The 20361-nt window shown below is 41.3% G+C and carries 18 protein-coding genes; 15 read left to right on the top strand and 3 right to left on the bottom strand.

What is annotated here, in order from left to right; all coding sequences use genetic code 11:
• Positions 1–9 precede the first annotated feature (9 nt).
• The 4 genes from eda (at position 10) to RFX69_RS04350 (ending at position 4515) form a co-directional block, all read left to right on the top strand.
• On the top strand, positions 10–630 hold the full coding sequence (gene eda, locus RFX69_RS04365; RefSeq protein ID WP_000034283.1) for a bifunctional 4-hydroxy-2-oxoglutarate aldolase/2-dehydro-3-deoxy-phosphogluconate aldolase: 621 nt from the start codon (positions 10–12) through the stop codon (positions 628–630).
• Between the two features lie 195 nt (positions 631–825).
• A complete protein-coding gene (locus RFX69_RS04360; RefSeq protein WP_000450961.1) occupies positions 826–2184 on the top strand; it encodes a gluconate:H+ symporter in 1359 nt (452 codons plus the stop codon).
• Between the two features lie 17 nt (positions 2185–2201).
• On the top strand, positions 2202–2714 hold the full coding sequence (locus tag RFX69_RS04355; RefSeq protein ID WP_001978744.1) for a gluconokinase: 513 nt from the start codon (positions 2202–2204) through the stop codon (positions 2712–2714).
• Between the two features lie 172 nt (positions 2715–2886).
• Positions 2887–4515, top strand: coding sequence for an NADP-dependent glyceraldehyde-3-phosphate dehydrogenase (locus tag RFX69_RS04350; protein WP_001072699.1), 1629 nt, complete (start codon positions 2887–2889; stop codon positions 4513–4515).
• A gap of 104 nt (positions 4516–4619) precedes the next feature.
• Here RFX69_RS04350 and RFX69_RS04345 read toward each other — a convergent pair whose 3' ends face one another.
• Complete coding sequence (locus RFX69_RS04345; protein ID WP_001154158.1) at positions 4620–5885, bottom strand: glutamate-5-semialdehyde dehydrogenase; 1266 nt, start codon at positions 5883–5885, stop codon at positions 4620–4622.
• Positions 5886–6184: 299 nt separating this feature from the next.
• Between RFX69_RS04345 and RFX69_RS04340 the strand changes: the two genes are divergently transcribed.
• Complete coding sequence (locus RFX69_RS04340; protein ID WP_001084482.1) at positions 6185–7498, top strand: alpha/beta fold hydrolase; 1314 nt, start codon at positions 6185–6187, stop codon at positions 7496–7498.
• Positions 7499–7551: 53 nt separating this feature from the next.
• Here RFX69_RS04340 and RFX69_RS04335 read toward each other — a convergent pair whose 3' ends face one another.
• Both RFX69_RS04335 and nagZ read right to left on the bottom strand, forming a co-directional pair.
• Complete coding sequence (locus tag RFX69_RS04335; RefSeq protein WP_000191936.1) at positions 7552–8394, bottom strand: class I SAM-dependent methyltransferase; 843 nt, start codon at positions 8392–8394, stop codon at positions 7552–7554.
• Between the two features lie 325 nt (positions 8395–8719).
• Positions 8720–9739, bottom strand: a complete 1020-nt coding sequence (gene nagZ, locus RFX69_RS04330; protein ID WP_223082314.1) for a beta-N-acetylhexosaminidase — start codon at positions 9737–9739, stop codon at positions 8720–8722.
• Between the two features lie 192 nt (positions 9740–9931).
• Between nagZ and RFX69_RS04325 the strand changes: the two genes are divergently transcribed.
• From RFX69_RS04325 to hisS, 10 genes are all read left to right on the top strand, one after another.
• Positions 9932–12115, top strand: coding sequence for a carboxy terminal-processing peptidase (locus tag RFX69_RS04325; protein WP_000776302.1), 2184 nt, complete (start codon positions 9932–9934; stop codon positions 12113–12115).
• Between the two features lie 138 nt (positions 12116–12253).
• Entirely contained in the window at positions 12254–13552 is a 1299-nt protein-coding gene (locus RFX69_RS04320; protein WP_104133500.1) for a glycosyltransferase family 1 protein, read from the top strand.
• Positions 13553–13576: 24 nt separating this feature from the next.
• Positions 13577–14128, top strand: coding sequence for a phosphatase PAP2 family protein (locus RFX69_RS04315; RefSeq protein ID WP_000769125.1), 552 nt, complete (start codon positions 13577–13579; stop codon positions 14126–14128).
• 99 nt (positions 14129–14227) lie between these two features.
• On the top strand, positions 14228–14428 hold the full coding sequence (iscX, locus tag RFX69_RS04310; protein ID WP_000524329.1) for a Fe-S cluster assembly protein IscX: 201 nt from the start codon (positions 14228–14230) through the stop codon (positions 14426–14428).
• 113 nt (positions 14429–14541) lie between these two features.
• Complete coding sequence (gene ndk, locus RFX69_RS04305) at positions 14542–14973, top strand: nucleoside-diphosphate kinase (protein WP_000963851.1); 432 nt, start codon at positions 14542–14544, stop codon at positions 14971–14973.
• A gap of 122 nt (positions 14974–15095) precedes the next feature.
• Positions 15096–16328 carry a 23S rRNA (adenine(2503)-C(2))-methyltransferase RlmN gene (gene rlmN / locus RFX69_RS04300; protein ID WP_000093084.1) on the top strand — a complete coding sequence of 411 codons (1233 nt, stop codon included), beginning with the start codon at positions 15096–15098 and terminating at the stop codon, positions 16326–16328.
• A 15-nt stretch (positions 16329–16343) separates the two neighbouring features.
• Positions 16344–17144, top strand: a complete 801-nt coding sequence (gene pilW / locus RFX69_RS04295; RefSeq protein ID WP_001984465.1) for a type IV pilus biogenesis/stability protein PilW — start codon at positions 16344–16346, stop codon at positions 17142–17144.
• Positions 17135–17926, top strand: a complete 792-nt coding sequence (locus RFX69_RS04290; protein WP_000405161.1) for a RodZ domain-containing protein — start codon at positions 17135–17137, stop codon at positions 17924–17926. The genes pilW and RFX69_RS04290 overlap by 10 nt, the downstream gene beginning before the upstream one ends.
• A 21-nt stretch (positions 17927–17947) precedes the next feature.
• A complete protein-coding gene (gene ispG / locus RFX69_RS04285) occupies positions 17948–19063 on the top strand; it encodes a flavodoxin-dependent (E)-4-hydroxy-3-methylbut-2-enyl-diphosphate synthase (RefSeq protein WP_000572095.1) in 1116 nt (371 codons plus the stop codon).
• On the top strand, positions 19060–20352 hold the full coding sequence (hisS, locus tag RFX69_RS04280) for a histidine--tRNA ligase (protein WP_000095254.1): 1293 nt from the start codon (positions 19060–19062) through the stop codon (positions 20350–20352). Before ispG ends, hisS begins: the two co-directional genes overlap by 4 nt.
• Positions 20353–20361: the final 9 nt, after the last annotated feature.

Below are 20361 nucleotides of genomic sequence, written 5' to 3'. Positions count from 1 at the left end.
TACAAAGTAATGAGCAAGATTGAAGATGTTGTCAAATTAGGTCCAGTAATTCCGGTGTTGGCTTTTGACTCTGCCGAACAAGGTGAACATGTATCACGTGCGTTGCATGCTGGTGGTGTAAAGGTACTGGAAATTACTTTACGTACAGCAGCTGGGCTTGCTGCCATTGAACGTGCATCTCAGTTAGCAGATGACATTGTGGTAGGTGTAGGAACGATTACTAAGCCTGAGCATTGTGCACAAGCTAAAAAAGCTGGTGCTAAATTTGGGGTATCACCTGGTTTGACCAAAGACTTGCATTTGGCTGCACAAGATGCAGGTTTACCTCTTTTACCAGGCGTAATGACACCGAGTGATCTCATTCAAGCGATTGAGTTGGGCTACGACATTGTGAAGTTTTTCCCTGCTCAACAGGCAGGTGGGGTTGAGATGCTAAAAGCATTTTATGGTCCATTTCCAAACTTACGTTTCTGCCCAACAGGTGGAATTACAGCAGAGACAGCTCCAGATTTTTTAAAGCAACCTAATGTGGTGTGTGTAGGTGGGTCATGGTTAACGCCTAAACCTGTTGTCGCTGCACAAGATTGGGCTGAAATTACCCGTTTAGCCCAAATTGCAAGTCAGTTGTGAGTTTTACGAAAGTAATTGTGGTTTAAAAATCTAAAGTGTCTTTTAGGTGCTTTAGATTTTTTGTGATGCTGTGACTGGCGGTTGCCAGTCATACTAAATATAAAAAATGAGTGCTTCAACAATGAGTATATCTCTGGTTGAAGACCTTTATTTAGGCAGTGCCTAGATAACATTATTCCAAGGAGAAAGTGTCACATGGAGACGGTTCAGGGTGGCATGTTGCTTGTCTATACTTTAATTGCGATCGTTGCTTTGATTGTCATGATCGCGAAGTTTAGAATTTACCCCTTTTTAGTTCTTATTATTGTTTCTCTTGGTTTAGCTCTTGCAGTTGGCATGCCAATGGACGGGATTGTTAAATCATATGAAGCAGGTACCGGTAAAACACTAGGTCACCTTGCGATTGTGATTGCGTTAGGAACCATGCTTGGCAAGATGATGGCTGAGTCAGGTGGTGCAGAACGAATAGCTATTACTTTAATTAAATGGTTTGGTGAAAAACATATTCACTGGGCCATGATGTTCATTGCGTTAATTGTAGGGCTTCCGGTATTTTTTGAAGTTGGTTTTGTACTTCTTATTCCAATTGCATTCAATATTGCCAAACGTACAGGTAAATCATTATTAATTGTTGGTTTACCTATGGTTGCGGGTTTATCGGTCGTACATGGGTTGATTCCACCGCATCCAGCCGCTTTGCTTGCGGTACAGGCTTACCATGCCGACATCGGTAAAACCATTATGTACAGTTTGTTGGTTGGCGTCCCGACGGCGGTTGTTGCAGGTCCATTGTATGCATTATGGATCAACAAATATGTCAAATTGCCTGAAAATAATCCTTTAGCAAAGCAGTTTGTTGAAGCAGATGCTAACAACACACGTGAATTGCCGAGCTTTGGGATTACCTTATTTACCATCATGCTACCGGTTGCATTGATGCTAGTTGGTAGTTGGGCAGATGTTTTCTTTGCACCAAAAACGTTCCCAAATGAGTTATTACGCTTTATTGGTACTTCTGATATTGCATTGCTTATTGCTGTTTTGGTCAGCTTTATTACTTTTGGCACCATGCAGGGTTTTAACCGTGAACAAATTGAAAAATTCTGTGGTGGATGTCTGGCTTCAATTGCGGGTATTTTGCTGATTGTTGGTGCTGGTGGCGGTTTCGGCGGTATTTTAAGAGACAGCGGAATTTCTAATGAAATCGTCTCTACTGCTTTAAAAGCAAACCTTTCACCATTGTTATTAGGATGGCTTGTTGCTGCTCTCATACGTCTGGCAACAGGTTCGGCTACTGTTGCGATGGCCACGGCTTGTAGCATTGTCGCACCTATTGCGGCAGCAGCAGGTGTAGTCGTTAGACCTGAACTTTTAGTATTAGCGACAGGTTCTGGATCATTAATTTTCTCGCATGTAAACGATGCTGGTTTCTGGCTAATCAAAGAATATTTTGGAATGACAGTTGGGCAGACACTGAAGACTTGGTCTGTACTGGAAACAATTATTTCGGTACTTGGTTTGTCTTTCACATTGTTGCTTAGTGCTGTTTTGTAATTAGAGGTAGGTAATCCATGATAGTGATAGCAATGGGTGTTTGCGGCACAGGGAAAACCCTTATTGGTGAGTTGTTATCAGAGCGTTTGGCTTGTGAGTTTCTTGATGGCGATACGCTTCATTCAGCTGCAAATAAAAGTAAGATGAGCCAAGGTATTCCTTTAACCGATGAAGACCGCTTGCCGTGGTTGCAAGCTATTCGTCAGGCAATTGAAGCCAAACAAAGAGATGGTGAAACGGCTGTGTTTACATGCTCATCTTTAAAGCGGATGTATCGCGATATTTTAAGAGGGCAGGACCAGAACGTTAAGTTTGTATATCTAAAAGGTTCTTATGAACTATTACAGCAAAGACTTGCAGAAAGATCTGGTCATTTTTTTGATCCGGCATTGTTACAAACCCAGCTAGATACATTAGAGGAACCTGATGTGAATGAAGCAATTGCTATCGATATTGCTCTCACACCAGAACAGATCATTGAACAAGTTATCCAGAAGCTAGGGGTAACTGATAGTGTGTGTCGGGGGTAAATTCAACTAGAAAATATCGAAACTATCCATGCTTTAAGAATTCACCTTGTGGTCTACGGTTCAAGCAAGGTGAGTACTGATAATAATAGTGGTATTGATCCGAAGAAGAACTGATTACAGTGTACGGTTCGGGGATATATAAAGACATACAAATAATAAGGTATTAAGAAGAATGAATCAGTTAAATAATTTACAGCATAAATTTCCAGTAGTGGACGGTATTCCTGAAAGTGTACGTTTGCCATCTCAAATTCATCAGCGTGTTTCACTCGTGGATGGTGAGTTGAAGTTATGGGCTGGTGCAACCAAGAAAACATTATCTCCAATCTGGATTCAGCAGCCTGACGGTAGCCTAGAGCAAGTTGAACTTGGTAGTTATCCAGTCATGGGCGAAAAAGAAAGCGATGAAGCATTAGAAGCAGCGGTACGAGCTTATAACAATGGTCGTGGCGAATGGCCAATGATGAAGGTTAGTGAGCGTATTGCATGTATGCAAAATTTCATTCAGCGCATGGTAGAGCAACGAGATCTGATTATTAAGCTGATCATGTGGGAAATTGGCAAGAGCTTGGCTGATTCAGAGAAAGAGTTTGATCGTACTATCACTTACATGCGTCAAACCATTGATGCCCTGAAAGATCTGGATAATGCCAACTCCCGCTTTGTAATTGCTGAAGGCACCATTGGTCAAATTCGTCGTACTCCATTAGGTGTTGTGTTGTGTATGGGACCATACAACTACCCGCTAAACGAAACCTTTGCAACCCTGATCCCGGCTATGCTGATGGGTAATACTATTATTTTTAAACCACCTCAATTTGGAACCTTACTATTTGAACCACTGCTAGAGGCATTTCGTGATTCATTTCCAAAAGGGGTGATCAATACCATTTATGCACCAGGTTCTCTAGTGGTGCCGCATTTGCTGGCATCTGGGCAAATTAATGTACTGGCACTGATTGGTTCTAGTAAAGTGGCCGACCACTTGAAAAAACAACATCCAAAATCTCACCGTCTGCGTGCGATTTTGGGATTGGATGCGAAGAATGCAGCCATCATTTTGCCGGATGCTGATTTGGACCTGACAGTGAAAGAGTGTCTGTTGGGCGCATTGTCATTCAATGGTCAGCGTTGTACAGCTTTAAAAATGCTAATGGTGCACCGCTCGATAGCCGATGAGTTTGTTAACCGTTTAACGACGGAGCTGGCTAAACTGAAAGTAGGTATGCCGTGGGAAAAAGGTGTATCTATTACGCCGCTACCGGGCATGCACCGTACAGCCTACATGACTGAAGTGATTGAAGATGCGGTGGCAAAAGGAGCAAAAGTGGTTAATCCGGAAGGTGGTGAATTCTGCAAAACCATGTTCTATCCGGCCGTAGTTTATCCAGTGACTGAGGGGATGAGACTGTATCGCGAAGAACAGTTTGGTCCAGTGGTACCAGTTGCTGTTTATGATGATATTGAAACTGTATTGGATTATGTCACTACTTCTGATCATGGTCAGCAGGTGAGTATTTTTGGTAGTGACCCAGCGCAAATTGGCCATTTAGTAGACACACTCGTACATCAAGTTTGTCGTGTAAACATCAACTGTCAGTGTCAACGTGGTCCTGATGTATTTCCATTTGGTGGTCGTAAAGATTCTGCAGAAGGTACACTTTCTGTGCATGATGCGCTTCGTGCATTCTCGATCCGCTCTATGATTGCGGCTAAACAGACGGATGACAGTAAAGGTATGCTGGCTTCTATGGTGTCTGAGCACTATTCTAAATTTGTGAATACCGACTTTATTTTCTAATTGATCTATGGTTAAAAAACCAGCCTTCGGGCTGGCTTTTTTATGGGAAATAACAAAATAAAAACGCCTGATATAGATCAGGCGTTTTTATTTAAGTAGGAGACTTATTGACGAATTTGACCGTCACCTAACACAATCCATTTTTGAGAAGTTAAACCTTCTAAGCCAACAGGGCCGCGTGCATGAATTTTATCTGTTGAGATACCAATTTCAGCACCTAAACCATATTCAAAGCCATCGGCAAAACGAGTTGATGCATTAACTACGACGGAGCTTGAATCTACACGAGCCAAGAACTGACGAGCTAAAGTGTAGTTTTCTGTCACAATTGCATCGGTATGATGCGAACCATATTTGTTGATATGGTCAATTGCTTCATCAATACCGCTCACCACTTTAACTGCAAGAATCGGCCCTAGATATTCGGTATACCAATCTTCTTCTGTCGCAGGTTTTACAGAGCTTCCTAAAATACGACGTGTTTCTGGGCAACCACGTAACTCAACTTGTTTTTCAGCATAAAGCTCAGCAATGTGTGGTAAGAAAACTTCTGCAATTTTTTCATCAACGAGCAGAGTTTCCATTGCATTACAAACGCCGTAACGATGTGTTTTAGCATTCAAGGTAATTGGTAACGCTTTTTGTAAGTCCGCTTGTGCTTCTACAAACACATGACAGTTACCATCAAGATGCTTAATCACAGGAATGCGAGCTTCGTTGGTTACACGCTCAATTAAGCTTTTACCACCACGTGGAACAATGACATCTACATACTCAGCCATGGTAATGAGGTGACCAACCGCTGCGCGGTCAGAAGTTTCAATCACTTGTACTGAGTGCTCAGGTAAACCAGCAACTTTTAAGCCATGCTTCACCGCTTCTGCGATTGCTTTATTTGACTCAAGTGCTTCTGAGCCACCACGTAAAATAATGGCATTGCCCGATTTAATTGCTAAAGATGCAGCTTCAAGTGTGACATTTGGACGTGATTCGTAAATCATACCAACGACACCTAGAGGTACACGCATTTTCCCAATTTGAATGCCTGTGGGGCGATATGCAAGATCCGTAATTTCCCCAATTGGATCAACAAGCGCGATCACATCTTTTAAACCTTGCAACATCCCTTTAAAACGTGCGGGCGTAAGCTCAAGACGATCAAGTAAGGCGCTGTCGAGCTGGTTGCTACGGCCTTTTTCCATGTCGATTTGATTCGCCGCCAAGATAGCTGCTTGGTTGTTTTCCAAAGCAGTATAAATAGCAGAGAGTGCATGATTTTTAAGTGAGGTAGAAGCACTTGTTAAGACGCGTGAAGCATCACGTGCTTGTTGCCCAACTTTTTGCATATATTGTTCAATTGAATCTTGCATAGCATTTTTTAATCATTTACCAATGACTACGATAGTAGCAGTCAAATGCGGAACAATGAATGGCTTTTTTTCAAAAATGTGACCGCTATAAAAAAACATTTAAATATTTTGCAAACTATTCGCGGCTTAAACAGGATGAGCGGTCAATTCAGCGATTGCGTATATTTCAGACAATTGTTTAGAATGGACTTGTGCAATACAAACTAATACAAATTTTAAAGATTTGTGCATAAAAGATTACATGTTCAAGAAGGAACTCTTGCAGCATAAAAAAATTACAGCAAGGAGGAAGCAAGGATATGAATTCCATTATTCAAATGGATTCGGAGATAAACCAAGCTTATGCCGGTTTTGGGTTTTTCGATATCTACCATAGAGATAGTTTTAAACAGCCAGCTCGTACCACATGGATTGACGGTTGGAAAATTGAATACATGGCGATTGCAGACCCACAAACGATTCACAAAACACCGATTGTGATTGTTGGCGGTGCTTTTCAAAATTTTAACTCGTATAAATATTGTGTTGAACAACTATTTGAAAGTGGCCCAGTGATTTTAATCGACTTGCCATCTATGGGCGCAAATCAACAAATTACCAATCGAGATACCGGAATTTCTGCTGGAACATTAGAGCTTCCCGATTTGTCGGAAATGTTAGGACGTTGGCTAGATATCGTCGGAATTCAAAAAGTTTCTGTAATGGGAATGTCGTTGGGTTCAGTTGTTGCTTCATGTTTTGCTTATCATCGTCCAGATTTGATGGACCGTATGATTTTAATGGGTGTTATGCAAAAGACCCGTAAAAGCTGGCGGATGATTCTGGAAGAGTCGCTCAAACTCATGCAAGAAAATCGTATGGAAGAGTTTGGGCAAGCGGTAATTTTATATTTGGTGAATCATGCCAAATTAGATAAAACACGTATGTCGCCTACAGCTAAAAAATTATTTTTTAGGCAAATGGCAGAATTTACGGGTACTGAACGAGAGCGTTATGAAATTAACTGTAATCGCCTTTTGCGTTTAACAGATGTACCTATTCCAGAATGTAAGACACTGGTCGCAGCAGGGCAGTACGATAGTTTTACTTTGCCTCATGAAAATGCCAATTTTGCTTTGCAATGTCCGGATATGGAATTTGCTCTGATTGCTAACGCTGACCATGTGCCGCAGCTCCAGCGCCGTAAAGAAACTATGAGTTTGTTCACTTCATTTTTGAAGGGTGAATCTATCCAAAATCTGGATGGCATTATTCCAATGACGCGTGAGCAAATACAAAACATGGAACGCCGAGGTGAAGAGCGTATACCAGTTCTCCAGCCTAAAACGAAACTGAGCCACCGTGAATGTGAAACAGAGGTGCCAGTGACGATTGTTGACGTGACTTTCTTTGGGATGTATTTGAAGTTAGATGATGTAGCACAGCTTGAGTTTGTAAATGAACACCCACGTGATTTGGCTTTACATTTAGAAGATGAAGAGGGTGCTTTTTCGATTGAGTGTTTAATTTTTGAAGCTACTGAACAAGGAGTCCGTGCCTTATTTAAACATGGTAGCTTTGAGCTTGCTGACCGTTTAAGCCGCTTTATTGCTCGCCAGAAACAAGCAGCTTAACGTTTAATTCTTTATGATTTGGAAGCCTCAAAACTCACGAGGCTTCCATTTTTTTACTTTAATTGAGCATGGATAGTCCAGACTAAGTCACCTAAATGCTCTTCATCGCTGTCTTTAGAAACTTGTCCAAAGAATATTTGAGGTTGTTCAACGTTAACTTGACTAAAGCCTGCATCTTTAAAAAAGTCTTTCACTTCTAGTGGAGTCTTAAAATGAAAACTAAATGAGCTTCGAGACATAAGTTTAAGTAATTTACTGCTGTTCCAGATAATACTAGCAAGTTTGTTTTTAACGGGTTCAGGATACAGGTCAGTTAAATAATGAAGCTTTTTAAAGGAAGCGCCATAGTGGGCAATGGATTGGATCAGTTGCTTTAATAAGTCTTTATCAAAATAGTTAATTAAACCTTCACTGATTACAACTAGTGGGCGATTAGAGTCAAACACTTCGAATGCTTGAGCAAAGGCTTCGGTAAATAAATCGACTGATAAAACTTCAGGTGCATTTTTTTCAATTTGTTGTAATGCATTTTGCTTTGTCTGAGCCATATCGGGCAAATCAAGCTCTCGATAGCTAATGGAAGGATAATGCTGCCTAAACCACCAGCCACGTGGTGATAAACCACAGGCAATTTCAAGCACCTGTAAATCAGGGTTTTCTTGAATTAACTTCTCTAAATCATGATCAAGCATGGTATGGCGCTGTTTTAGCGTCGTGCGCATACTGCCACCCACATATTTCTCTGCCCAAGATTCTAATGGGTGAACTAAATATGCCAGTGATTTGCCTTTACTGGTGGCAAGTGCTTCATGTGAGATCCCCATTTGATACCAGATATAGCCTGTATAGTGAGCTGTAAAAGAAATGTGGCGGTGTTTTGAAAGGTGTTGTGTCATTCGTCCTGAACTCGATTTATTGTTTTTGTGTGATCTTCATTATTAATAACAATGAAGAGGTTCTAATGCATTGATGGTGAATGAACCTGCATGACGGAGTCCTGTCAATTAGGTTGGCATTCTGGGATGAACTTTCAGTTGGAGTTACTTTTCTTTCGGGAAAAGTAACCAAAACCATTGTCATACGCAAAACCTGTTCACTTTCTGCTTCTATCAAATATATTGAAGCAATCAATATCCTTCAGCAGATGAGCAGGTTGCGTATGACTTAACCGCGTATCAGATAGTGAATAGGTTTTTGTAGCCAATTAAAATTTTTACTAACTTAAATCGAATTTTTAAATTCTTCAATGGCTGTTTTGACAGCTTGCCATTCATTTCCAAGCGATAAAGTTTCACCAACTTGGATTCGTGGAATTCGACCACGCATACGTTCTAAACGCTCTTGGTTTGGTAGTTCTAAGTTTGCAATACCTTCAAGTGCTGTACATGCTGCACTACGGTCATTACACACTAACCCCATATCACAGCCTGCTGCCAGAGCCGCTTGAATACGCGCATCTGCACCCCCAGCGACACAAGCAGCTTGCATGCTTAAGTCATCGGAGAAAAGTACGCCATTAAATTTCAAGCGATTACGAAGGACTTCTTGAATCCAGAAAGGTGAGAAACCTGCCGGATTTGGGTCAACCTGATCGTAAATTACATGTGCCGGCATGAGCGCATCTAGCTCAGGCATAAGCTTGATAAAGCTTTGCATGTCATGGTTATAAATTTCGTCATAGCTACGGCTATCGATTGCGGCTGCGACATGTGAATCGGCTTTTACCGAACCGTGACCAGGGAAGTGCTTACCGGTATTTGCCATGCCGGCTTTTTTCATACCGCGCATAAATGCACCAGCAAGTGGAGCGATATCTTCGATATTTTTAGAGAAGCCACGGTCACCAATTACATCGCTAATTGCATTCAGATCTAAAACTGGCGCAAAACTAAAATCGATCCCCACAGCCAAAACTTCAGTTGCCATTAACCAGCCGCACTGTTCAGCTAATTCAAGTGCTTTTTGAGGTTGAGTGATATAGAGCTCGCCAAAACGGCCCATGGCTGGCAATAATGTAAAGCCAGATTTTAGACGTTGAACACGGCCACCTTCTTGGTCGACAGCAATCAAAATATCTGGGCGAACTTGGCGCATATGGTCGGTTAAAGCACGGACTTGTTGTGGTGATTCAATATTTCGTGCAAATAAAATCATGCCACCGACTTGCGGAGCTTGTAATAGTTCAATATCTTCTTGAGTAAGTTCTGTGCCGGCTATGTCCAGCATCAACGCGCCAATCATATTGGTTCCATTTGAATTTTGATTGAAAAACAATAAGCGAATTTTGCAATGATTTGCTACATTTTGTCAGTACAGAATATGATAAAACTACACGGTATAAACAATTCAGTTGGTTAAGATGTTGAATCTGCTTAGTTCATATCGAAAACAGAGCGTGTAAGATACGAACACCCAAGGAAGTATTAAGAATTTATGAAACTTCAAACTATAGCTTGTGCAGTAGCAATCGCGACTGGCGGTTTATTCTTCTCTCATACGATGAACGAAGCAAGAGCAGCAACCAATACTGCTGCTGTTTCTCAATCGATCCAGCCAACGCAAGAGCAAGCCTTGGTGGCTCGTCAACTGGCAACTTTAGTAGACCGCCAACATTATTTAAATATGCGTCTGGATGCGAACACATCTAACCGTATTCTTGATATGTACTTAGACAGTCTTGATCCGGACCACTCATTATTTTTAGACGCTGAAGTTCAAAACTATAAAAAGCTCTATGGTTCAAATTTTGGTGCTTCATTAAAAGCGGGGAATTTAACTGGGCCATTTGCTATTCACCAGCAATATCGTGAGCGCTTAAAGCAGTTTTATGAGTTCATGCTTGCTGAGTTGAAGAAACCACAAAACTTAAAACAGCCAAATACTTTTATTGAAGTAGATCGTGAAAAAGCACCGTATTTTAAAACGTCAGCTGAACAGCAAAATCACTGGCGTAAAATGCTGGTTTCTCAGTTAATTAATTTAACGATTAGCCGTGAAGAAGAGCAGGCGAAACAAAAGGCGTTAAAAGAAAACCCTTCACTTGCTGATGGTCAAGACTTAACAGGCCCAGAAGATTTAACGCCAGCTCAGACTTTGACTAAGCGTTATACGCGTCAGCTTGAAAGAATTAGTCGTGTGAAAAGCGATGATGTGTTGGATAAAACATTAAATGCAATGTTGGCAACTTATGATCCGCACAGTAACTATTATCCGCCAATTGATGCGATAGAGCTGAACCGCCAAACAACCTTACAACTTGAAGGTATTGGGGTATCGATTCGCCCAGAACGTGGTAATGAAGATTACACCAAGATTGAAACCATTGTAGAAGGTGGTCCTGCAAGTAAGTCTGGTCAAGTGAAATCAGGAGACCGAATCGTTGGTGTCGCTCAAGAGGGCGGCAAAATGATCGATGTGGTCGGCTGGTCGAGTTCGGAAATTGTTGGGTTGATTCGTGGTAAGCGTGGCACAAAAGTAACGTTGAAGCTTCTTGGTGCTGGTGCATCAATGAGTCAAGCACGCAATGTGACTTTGGTACGTGATGTTATTCAAGAAGAAGATGCCGGTGTTCGTTCACGTACAGTTGAAGTGACACGTGATGGTAAAAAGCATCTATTAGGTGTGATTGAAATTCCATCGTTCTATTTTGACTATCGTTCACGTCGTGCTGGTCAGCAATATCGCTCAGTTTCTGAAGATACTGCAAATGCGTTTGAGGCATTAAAAGCCAAGAAAGTTGAAGGTATTATTATTGACTTGCGTAATGACCCAGGTGGTTCATTAGAAGAAGTTGCACGTATGCTTGGACAAGTGATTAAATCAGGTCCAGTTGTGCAAATTCGTGATGGTAATGGCAACGTAAGTGTATTTGAAGACAACGATGGTGGTCAGCAAATCTATACAGGTCCACTCGCTGTATTGGTGAACTTAGCATCAGCATCTGCAAGTGAAATTTACTCTGCTGCAATTCAAGATTATGAGCGTGGCATTATCATTGGTAGTACAACCACAGGTAAAGGTACAGCTCAGGTCCAACTCGATACTTTGGCATATGGTCAAGCAACCTTAACTCAGCGTAAATTCTACCGTGTAACTGGTGGTAGTACGCAAAACAAAGGTGTAGTGCCAGATATTAAGCTTGTTGATATCTATAACGAAGAGTTTGGTGAGCGTAAATCGAAAAATGCGTTGAAGTGGGATACGATTCCGACTGCACCATTTAAGCGTGAAGGTTCAGTGCAGCCATATGTAGCGAAGCTGTCTCAACTTTCGGAACAACGCGTTGCTGTTGATCCACAGTTTAAGTATTTAAATAAACGTACAGCAATTGCGAAGGTTACGAGTGACCAGAAACAAGTTGTGCTTGATATTGATAAGCGCCGTGCAGAGCTTTTGAGTTTAGAAAAGCAAACTTTAGATGCTGAAAATGAACGTCGTATAGCAACAGGTCAAAAACCTTTCCCTAACTGGGAAAGCTATCAGGCTTCTTTAGATGCTCTAGCTGAATCTCGTGCCAAAATGAAAGCTAATCAACGTCCTGCGTTGCCAGAAGAAGAAACGTTCGTAAATGAAGCTGCGAATGTATTGATGGATTATGCGAAATTGCAGAACCGTTAAGTTCTCTTGTCTGTTTTATAAAAAAGCACGCTGTTCTCAGCGTGCTTTTTGAATTTTTATGTCAGTAAACTGTCATGCATTTATCATCAAAGTGTCAAGAAAGCTGCTTAATCTTTAAGCATGAAAATAAATATACTGATGGATGGCGCTATGCAAGGCTCATACGCGACAGCACTATTAAAACAACAGCAACTTCCTGAAAGCTTCCAATTCTATTTTAAACAAAAACAGCATTTGTCTAATACTCAGGAATTGCACCAACTTCACGAGTTGGTTCGTCCTCGTTTAAAAATTGCGATTGTGACAGAAACATGGCCGCCTGAAATTAATGGTGTAGCACTCTCTTTGTTGCAGTTATGCCAAGGTTTACAGAAACAAGGGCATAAAATTCTACTTGTTCGACCTGAGCAAAAAGCCAAATGTCATGATTTTTTGCCAGAACAAGAATGTCTGGTCATGTCACAAGCGATTCCAAAATATCCAACTTTGCAATTTGGCTGGCCCCAATATTTAAAAGTTTCAAAAGCTTTTGAAAAATTTGTGCCAGATGTCGTACATATTGTGACTGAAGGACCGTTAGGTTTAACAGCCATGCAAGCCGCAAAAGCCAAAGATATTCCGGTCTCTAGTGGTTTTCATTCGCCGTTTCAAGATTTTAGCAGGTTCTTCGATTTGGCCTTTTTGGTGAAGCCGATTCAAAAATACCTTTGCTGGTTCCATAACAATACTCAAGTGACCTGTGTTCCAAGTAAAGATACGGAAGAGGCTTTACGCGGTTTTGGCATTACATGTCCTCTAGTCGTTGTTGGGCGAGGAGTGGATACTACTCGTTTTTCACCAAAACATCGCTCAGAAAGCTTACGCCAGCAATGGGGCATTGATTCCGATACGCGTGTCATGTTGTATGTAGGTCGTTTATCACCGGAAAAAGAAGTCCAGCTGATCGTTGAGAGTTATGCAGCTATGCAAAACATTCAGCAACAGAAAACTAAACTGGTTGTGGTGGGAGATGGCCCGGATCTTGCTCGATTAAAAGCACTACCTGAAGCGAAAAATGTTATTTTTACGGGTAGTTTGCGCGGGCACGATTTGGCAGTCGCATATGCAAGTGCCGATGTCTTTGTATTTGCAAGCCAAGTTGAAACGTTTGGTAACGTAGTTTTGGAAGCAATGGCGAGCGGTTTGCCAGTTATCGCGTATGATTATGCATGTGCACACCAGTATTTAATACATGGCGTAAACGGTTGGTTAAGCCCACTTGGGCATAAGAACCATTTTATACAACAAATTTATCAGCTTCCTTCAATACAACAACTTAGAGAAATGGGCATACAAGCCTGTCATAAAGTACAGCAAAGCGGTTGGCAACTTCCGGTACAGCAATTAGAACAGGCATTTTATCAGGTAGTGAAGGAACCCTCGGCGGACTTCACCTAAGTATCCTAAAATAGGAGAACAACCATGAAATTAAAGAATGCAAAAATAAAAATACTCGATCTCGATTTACGAGGCTGCTTATATCTCAATAATTTCTCTCATTCACAGCGTGTGGCATTATTCTTTAAAATTATTAGCCGTGCTGGTGACGGACCTTTTTGGTACCTTATGTTGGCGATTGTATGGGGAATGCAGGGCATTACCTATAGCTTGCAAATTATCTATTTGCTACTTGGTGGTTCGGTTGGGACAGCAATTTATAAATTCTTAAAACATAAAACCACGCGTCCACGTCCTTACCAAGTACATCAGGTGATTGTTCTCGGTGAAAGACCACTCGATCACTTTAGTTTTCCATCAGGTCATACGTTACATGCTGTCATGGTGACAATTGTGTTGGGGTATATCCAACCTGTGTTGCTTGCAGCAATGTTGCCGTTCATGGTGCTTGTGGCATTGTCTCGTATGGTACTTGGACTTCACTATCCGAGTGATGTGATTGTGGGCGCACTTATTGGTGCAGCAGTAGCAAGTCTGATTATTTTTGTCGCGCCATTATTGGGCATTGCTTTATAACGAACAGTAATTTTTATCAGCTTAAGCTATCGATTAGGTTTGTGGATTTGCTAAAGTACACAGTTCTTGATTTAGCAGATTAAACAGATAGGAGCCGCTATGGGCTTACGTTGGACAGATACGATTGATATTGCCATTGAATTGTCAGAAGCACATCCAGAAGTTGATCCGCAATGGATTCGTTTTACCGATTTACATGCATGGGTTTGTGCGTTACCAGACTTCAGTGATGACCCAAATAAATCAACCGAAGGATTGCTAGAAGCCATCCAGATGGCTTGGTTGGATGAAGTTCGCTAAAAACAGTAGAAAAAATCGCAACTTTTACACATTCAAAGCTGATTATTGCCTATGACATCGGTATAATGCGGCAAATTTTTTAAAGTTTAAATCTTAAAATAAAGGAGCCACTCATGGCAATTGAACGTACTTTGTCTATCGTAAAGCCAGATGCTGTGTCTAAAAACCACATCGGTGAAATTTTTGCTCGTTTCGAAAAAGCGGGTTTAAAAATTGTTGCGACTAAAATGAAACACCTTTCTCAAGCTGATGCTGAAGGTTTCTATGCAGAGCACAAAGAACGCGGTTTCTTTGGTGACTTAGTTGCATTCATGACTTCTGGTCCAGTTGTAGTATCTGTTCTTGAAGGTGAAAACGCAGTTCTTGCTCACCGTGAAATCTTAGGTGCTACAAACCCTAAAGAAGCGGCTCCTGGTACTATCCGTGCTGATTTCGCTGTAAGCATCGACGAAAATGCTGCTCACGGTTCTGACTCAGTTGCTTCTGCAGAGCGTGAAATTGCTTACTTCTTTGCTGACAACGAGATCTGCCCACGCACTCGTTAATCGAAAGCATTCAAACCAGATAAGTGGTATACTACTTATCTGGTTTTTTTATTCTCTCAAGAGCATATTGTTTGATTCTTGAACAATATATTCTTTTTTTGACATGGTTTAGGTAAATACACATGAGTTCTGCAGTGGTCGTTTCATCTGAAAATCTTGATGGACAGCAGCAATCTTCGTCCACGCCAGCATCGCCTGCTGCCGAAAAAGTGAATTTACTCGGCATGTCACGTGCTGAATTAGAAAAATTCTTTGAAGATATTGGTGAGAAAAAGTTTCGTGCCGGTCAGGTTATGAAATGGATTCATCAATACTTTGTTACTGATTTTGCTGAAATGACTAATATTTCAGGCAAATTGCGTGCAAAGCTTGAACAAATTTGTGAAATTAAAGCTCCTGAAGTGGTTCACCGTCACTATTCAAAAGACGGAACACGTAAATGGGTGTTTCGCGTTGGTGAAGGTTCTGGCTCTTTAGTAGAAACTGTATTAATTCCTGCCGAAGATAAAACAGGTTCACGCAAAACTTTGTGTATTTCTTCACAAGTGGGCTGTGCATTGGACTGCTCATTTTGTTCAACAGGTAAGCAAGGTTTCCAGCGCGATTTAACGCCAGATGAAATTATTGGGCAACTTTGGATGGCAAACTATTCCTATATGGAAGAAGTGCCTGTTGCTGAGCGCGAGCGTTCAGTGACCAATGTCGTGATGATGGGTATGGGTGAGCCGTTGCTCAACTACGATGCCGTATTAAGCTCAATGCACATTATGCTCGATGACTTTGCTTATGGTATGTCAAAACGTCGTGTGACTTTGTCAACGTCAGGTGTTGTGCCAAAAATTGATCAACTTGCAAAAGATATTGATGTTGCTTTAGCAATTTCCCTACATGCGCCAAATGATGAATTGCGCAATGAACTTGTGCCTATTAATAAAAAATATCCATTGGCTCAGTTGATTGCGGCATGTCAGCGTTATATTGCCAAAGATGGTAATGAAAGCGCACGTAAACATGTGACCATTGAATATGTCATGTTAGAAGGTGTGAACGACCAACCTGAACATGCACAGCAGTTGCTTAAATTACTTAAAAACTTACCAAGTAAAATTAACTTGATTCCATTTAATCCGTTCCCTCATGCGCCATATGGACGCTCAAGTCGAAATCGTATCATCTCTTTCCAAAAAACTTTGTCTGATGCAGGATTTGTGTGTACGATTCGTCAAACACGTGGCGATGATATTGATGCCGCATGTGGACAATTGGTCGGCCAAGTTGCTGACCGTACGCGTCGTGCTGAGCAGTGGCAAAAGAAAGTGGCTCAACGACAAGAGATTTTACGTACACAAGGATAATATTGAGGGCAGACTTTGAGTACTCCGAAGTTGAAGATCATGTTATGTATGGGGGTTGCTGTTGCACTTTTGGCAAGTGGTTGCCAGACTTCGCAAACGGTTAAAAAGGACCCGGAAAAAGCAGTAAAAGTGCGTACGCAGCTTGCTGCCGAATACATTCGTTCTGGTGACTTGGATTCTGCAAAGCGTTCTCTTGACCAAGCGTTAAGTGTCGATAGTCGTGATGCAACGGCAAATATGATGATGGGTATTTTATTGCAACAAGAAGGCAGTAAATCCAATTTAGAAAAAGCAGAACATTACTTTAAGCGTGCAATTTCTTCTGAACCAGACAATGCTCAGGCACGTAATAATTATGGTACTTATTTGTACCAAATGGAGCGTTATAATGATGCTATTGAGCAATTTCGTATTGCTGGTGCAACATTAGGCTATGATCAACGTTACCAGGCTTTAGAAAATCTGGGGCGAATTTATTTAAAACTAGGCGATATTGCGAGTGCTGAAAAAACATTCAAACAAGCACTTCTTGCTAACCGCGACTCTTACATTTCAATGTTAGAGTTAGCAGAAATTTTTTATTTGCAGCAGCAGATTCCGGCTGCTACACAAATGTATGAACAATATGTTCGTACAGTGGGGCAGAAAAATCAGGGTGCACGCGCACTTTGGATTGGTTTAAGAGTGGCTCGAGCCAATGCGGATAAAATGGGAATGCAAGTTTTAGTAAACCAGTTACGTGCTTTATTCCCGGAAAGTCCAGAATATCAACGTTATTTGCAATTACAGTATAGTACTGAGGCCGTATGGAAATAAATCCTAATTCACAGCAGCCAACTGGCTCAAGCTTACCGACTTCTGCTTTAGGAAATATTCAACGTCCTGGTGAGTATTTACGTCAAATTCGTGTTTCTCAGAAAAAAGAATTAGAGCAAGTATCTTCAGATTTAAATATGCCGCTGAAAACGCTCAATGCGTTAGAGCAAGACGACTATAAATCTTTGCCAGAAGCGACTTTTATCAAAGGCTATTATCGTTCTTATGCGAAGTATTTAAATACTGATGCAACTGCAATTATCCAGCGTTTTGATGAGATTTATGCAAACGATACTGGGCTTTTGCCAAATCATGCTTTAAACAACTCACCAATTAAAATCATGGGTAAATTACCGGGTTCTAATAGTGATCGTAACAAAAAATGGTTAAAGCGCGCACTGCTTGCAATTTTGATTATTGCTGTCGTGTCATTAATTGTGATGGGTGTCCAAAAATGGACCTCAAACAAAGAAGATGCTGAGCTGCCAAAAGCAAATCAGTCTAATGTTGAAGTTTTACCTATGAAAGGGAATGCCTCTGCAACAGTGGGTGACCAATTGGTGTTAAACTTTAACCGTCCAACTTCTGTTCATATTGTAGATGCAACAGGGAAGGTTTTAGCGACGGGTCGTCAGGCATCGACTTTAACCTTAAATGGTGAGTCTCCATTCCAGATTCGTCTTGATGATGCAACGGCTGTGTCATTAAGTCTAAACCAAGAACAGATTTCATTGTCTCCATATACGGTAAACGGTAAAGCTGAATTCCGTTTATCCCGCTAATACCATGAGTTGAGCGATACAATGATAGAGAACCCAATTAAACGTCGACCAACACGTAAAATCCGTGTTGGTTCGGTCTATGTCGGTGGCGATGCACCTATTAGTGTGCAAAGTATGACAAATACCGAAACTTGCGATGTTGACGCAACTGTGGCTCAGATTGAGCGTTGTGTTGATGCAGGTGCAGATATTATGCGTGTTTCAGTGCCTTCTATGGAAGCTGCTGAAGCCTTTGGTGCAATCCGTAAGCGTGTTTCAGTTCCATTAGTAGCTGATATCCATTTTGACCATAGAATTGCTTTGGCAGTTGCAGATTATGGCGCGGACTGCTTGCGTATTAACCCGGGCAATATCGGTTCAGACCAGAAAGTTCGTGAAGTTGTGGCTGCGGCACGTCATCACGGTATTTCTATGCGTATTGGCGTGAACGCGGGTTCTCTAGAAAAAGATTTACAGAAAAAATATGGCGAGCCTACAGGGCAGGCACTTCTTGAGTCAGCTTTACGTCATATTGATATTTTAGACCGTCTTGACTTCCATGAGTTTAAAGTCAGTGTAAAAGCATCAAATGTGTTTTTAACTATGGATGCTTATCGTTTACTTTCTCAACAAATTGATAATCCATTACACCTTGGAGTGACTGAAGCTGGTATTTACCGTACAGGTACTGTGAAATCAGCAATTGCTCTTGGTGGGTTATTAATGGAAGGCATTGGCGATACCATGCGTATTTCGCTTGCTGCTGAACCTGAAGATGAAATCAAGATCGGTTTTGATATCTTAAAATCGCTTGGCCTACGTTCTAATGGTATTAACTTTATTGCTTGTCCAAGTTGTTCTCGCCAAGAATTTAACGTGATTCAGGTGATGCAGGCTTTAGAAGAGCGTTTAGAAGATATCCGTACACCAATGGATGTTTCGGTTATTGGCTGTAAGGTAAATGGCCCAGGTGAAGCAAAAGAAGCAGATATCGGGGTTGTTGGGGCTGCGCCTCGTTCATTGGTTTATCGTAATGGTGAAAAAAGCCATTTAATTGATACCAATCAATTGGTTGATGAAATCGAAACTATGGTTCGTCAACGTGTTCAAGAGCTTGAAGAAGCTAAATCTAAAGAAATTATTCGTAGTTCATCATGAGTTCAATTGTCGCAATCAAAGGTTTTAATGACGTTTTACCAACGCAAACAGCAGCGTGGAGACGTCTCGAGCAGCATTTAGCATCTTTAATGGATGCTTATGGTTACCAACAAATTCGTTTGCCGATCGTTGAACAAACGGGACTGTTTAAACGTGCTATTGGTGATGCAACCGATATCGTAGAAAAAGAAATGTACACATTCTTCGATAAAGGAAACCCACCTGAGTCACTGACTTTACGTCCGGAAGGAACAGCGGGTTGTGTTCGTGCCTTGGTTGAACATAACTTGTTGCGTGGTGCTACGCCACGTGTGTGGTATATGGGACCTATGTTCCGTTATGAAAAACCCCAAAAAGGCCGTTACCGCCAGTTCCACCAGTTTGGTGTGGAAACTTTTGGTGTAGCGACTCCTGATATCGACGCTGAATTGATTATGTTGACTGCCCGTTTGTGGAAGCGTATGGGTGTTGATCACATGGTTCAACTTGAGTTGAATACTTTGGGTGAAACAGATGAGCGTACGGAATATCGTAATGCTTTGGTTGCGTTCTTAAATGAACATAAAGATGCTTTGGATGAAGATTCACAGCGCCGTTTAACAACAAATCCATTACGTATTTTAGATTCTAAAATTGAGTCGACTCAGAAAATTCTGGAAAATGCGCCGAAATTACATGACTTCTTAAAAGAAGATAGTTTAAGCCACTTCCAACAATTACAAGATTATTTGACTGCCGCAGGCATTAAATTTGTAATTAACCAAAAATTGGTACGTGGTCTAGATTATTACAATAAAACTGTTTTTGAATGGACAACAACAGCATTGGGTTCGCAAGGTACGGTATGTGCAGGTGGACGCTATGATGGTTTGGTTGGCCAGTTAAAAGGTAAGGCTGATCAGTCTGTTCCAGCGGTCGGTTTTGCAATGGGGATGGAGCGTTTATTGCTTCTACTTGAGCAAGTCGAACAAGCTGAAATTGTACGTGACTGTGAAGCGTTCTTGGTTGCAGAGCCTGCTTATCAATCTAAAGCATTAGTTTTGGCAGAACAATTACGTGACCAATTAGAAGCTGCGAATAGTAACATTCGCATTAAAACTGGTTCACAAGGCAGCATGAAGAGTCAGATGAAAAAAGCTGATCAGGCTGGGGCTGTTTACGCCATAATTTTGGGTGAACGTGAGTGGGAAGCACAGCAGCTTGCTGTAAAAGAGTTGGCAACAGCTGAGCAATCACAAGTTGCGTTGGCTGAACTCGTACCATTCTTAATTGAAAAATTTACAAAATAAACTGAAACA

Source organism: Acinetobacter sp. 148, assembly GCF_031196675.1.
GTDB classification, from domain to species: Bacteria; Pseudomonadota; Gammaproteobacteria; order Pseudomonadales; family Moraxellaceae; genus Acinetobacter; species Acinetobacter baumannii.
Note: the sequence above shows the minus strand (reverse complement) of the source record. Positions and strands in the feature narration are given on the sequence as shown.

Coding starts and splice junctions, on each gene's coding strand:
- nagZ (WP_223082314.1), bottom strand. CDS start 9,739: ATGATTGGCGCGTTGATGCTGGACATAGCCGGCACAGAACTTACTCAA.
- RFX69_RS04355 (WP_001978744.1), top strand. CDS start 2,202: ATGATAGTGATAGCAATGGGTGTTTGCGGCACAGGGAAAACCCTTATT.
- RFX69_RS04325 (WP_000776302.1), top strand. CDS start 9,932: ATGAAACTTCAAACTATAGCTTGTGCAGTAGCAATCGCGACTGGCGGT.
- rlmN (WP_000093084.1), top strand. CDS start 15,096: ATGAGTTCTGCAGTGGTCGTTTCATCTGAAAATCTTGATGGACAGCAG.
- RFX69_RS04340 (WP_001084482.1), top strand. CDS start 6,185: ATGAATTCCATTATTCAAATGGATTCGGAGATAAACCAAGCTTATGCC.
- ispG (WP_000572095.1), top strand. CDS start 17,948: ATGATAGAGAACCCAATTAAACGTCGACCAACACGTAAAATCCGTGTT.
- hisS (WP_000095254.1), top strand. CDS start 19,060: ATGAGTTCAATTGTCGCAATCAAAGGTTTTAATGACGTTTTACCAACG.
- RFX69_RS04360 (WP_000450961.1), top strand. CDS start 826: ATGGAGACGGTTCAGGGTGGCATGTTGCTTGTCTATACTTTAATTGCG.
- RFX69_RS04350 (WP_001072699.1), top strand. CDS start 2,887: ATGAATCAGTTAAATAATTTACAGCATAAATTTCCAGTAGTGGACGGT.
- RFX69_RS04345 (WP_001154158.1), bottom strand. CDS start 5,885: ATGCAAGATTCAATTGAACAATATATGCAAAAAGTTGGGCAACAAGCA.
- iscX (WP_000524329.1), top strand. CDS start 14,228: ATGGGCTTACGTTGGACAGATACGATTGATATTGCCATTGAATTGTCA.
- eda (WP_000034283.1), top strand. CDS start 10: ATGAGCAAGATTGAAGATGTTGTCAAATTAGGTCCAGTAATTCCGGTG.
- RFX69_RS04290 (WP_000405161.1), top strand. CDS start 17,135: ATGGAAATAAATCCTAATTCACAGCAGCCAACTGGCTCAAGCTTACCG.
- RFX69_RS04320 (WP_104133500.1), top strand. CDS start 12,254: ATGGATGGCGCTATGCAAGGCTCATACGCGACAGCACTATTAAAACAA.
- RFX69_RS04335 (WP_000191936.1), bottom strand. CDS start 8,394: ATGACACAACACCTTTCAAAACACCGCCACATTTCTTTTACAGCTCAC.
- ndk (WP_000963851.1), top strand. CDS start 14,542: ATGGCAATTGAACGTACTTTGTCTATCGTAAAGCCAGATGCTGTGTCT.
- RFX69_RS04315 (WP_000769125.1), top strand. CDS start 13,577: ATGAAATTAAAGAATGCAAAAATAAAAATACTCGATCTCGATTTACGA.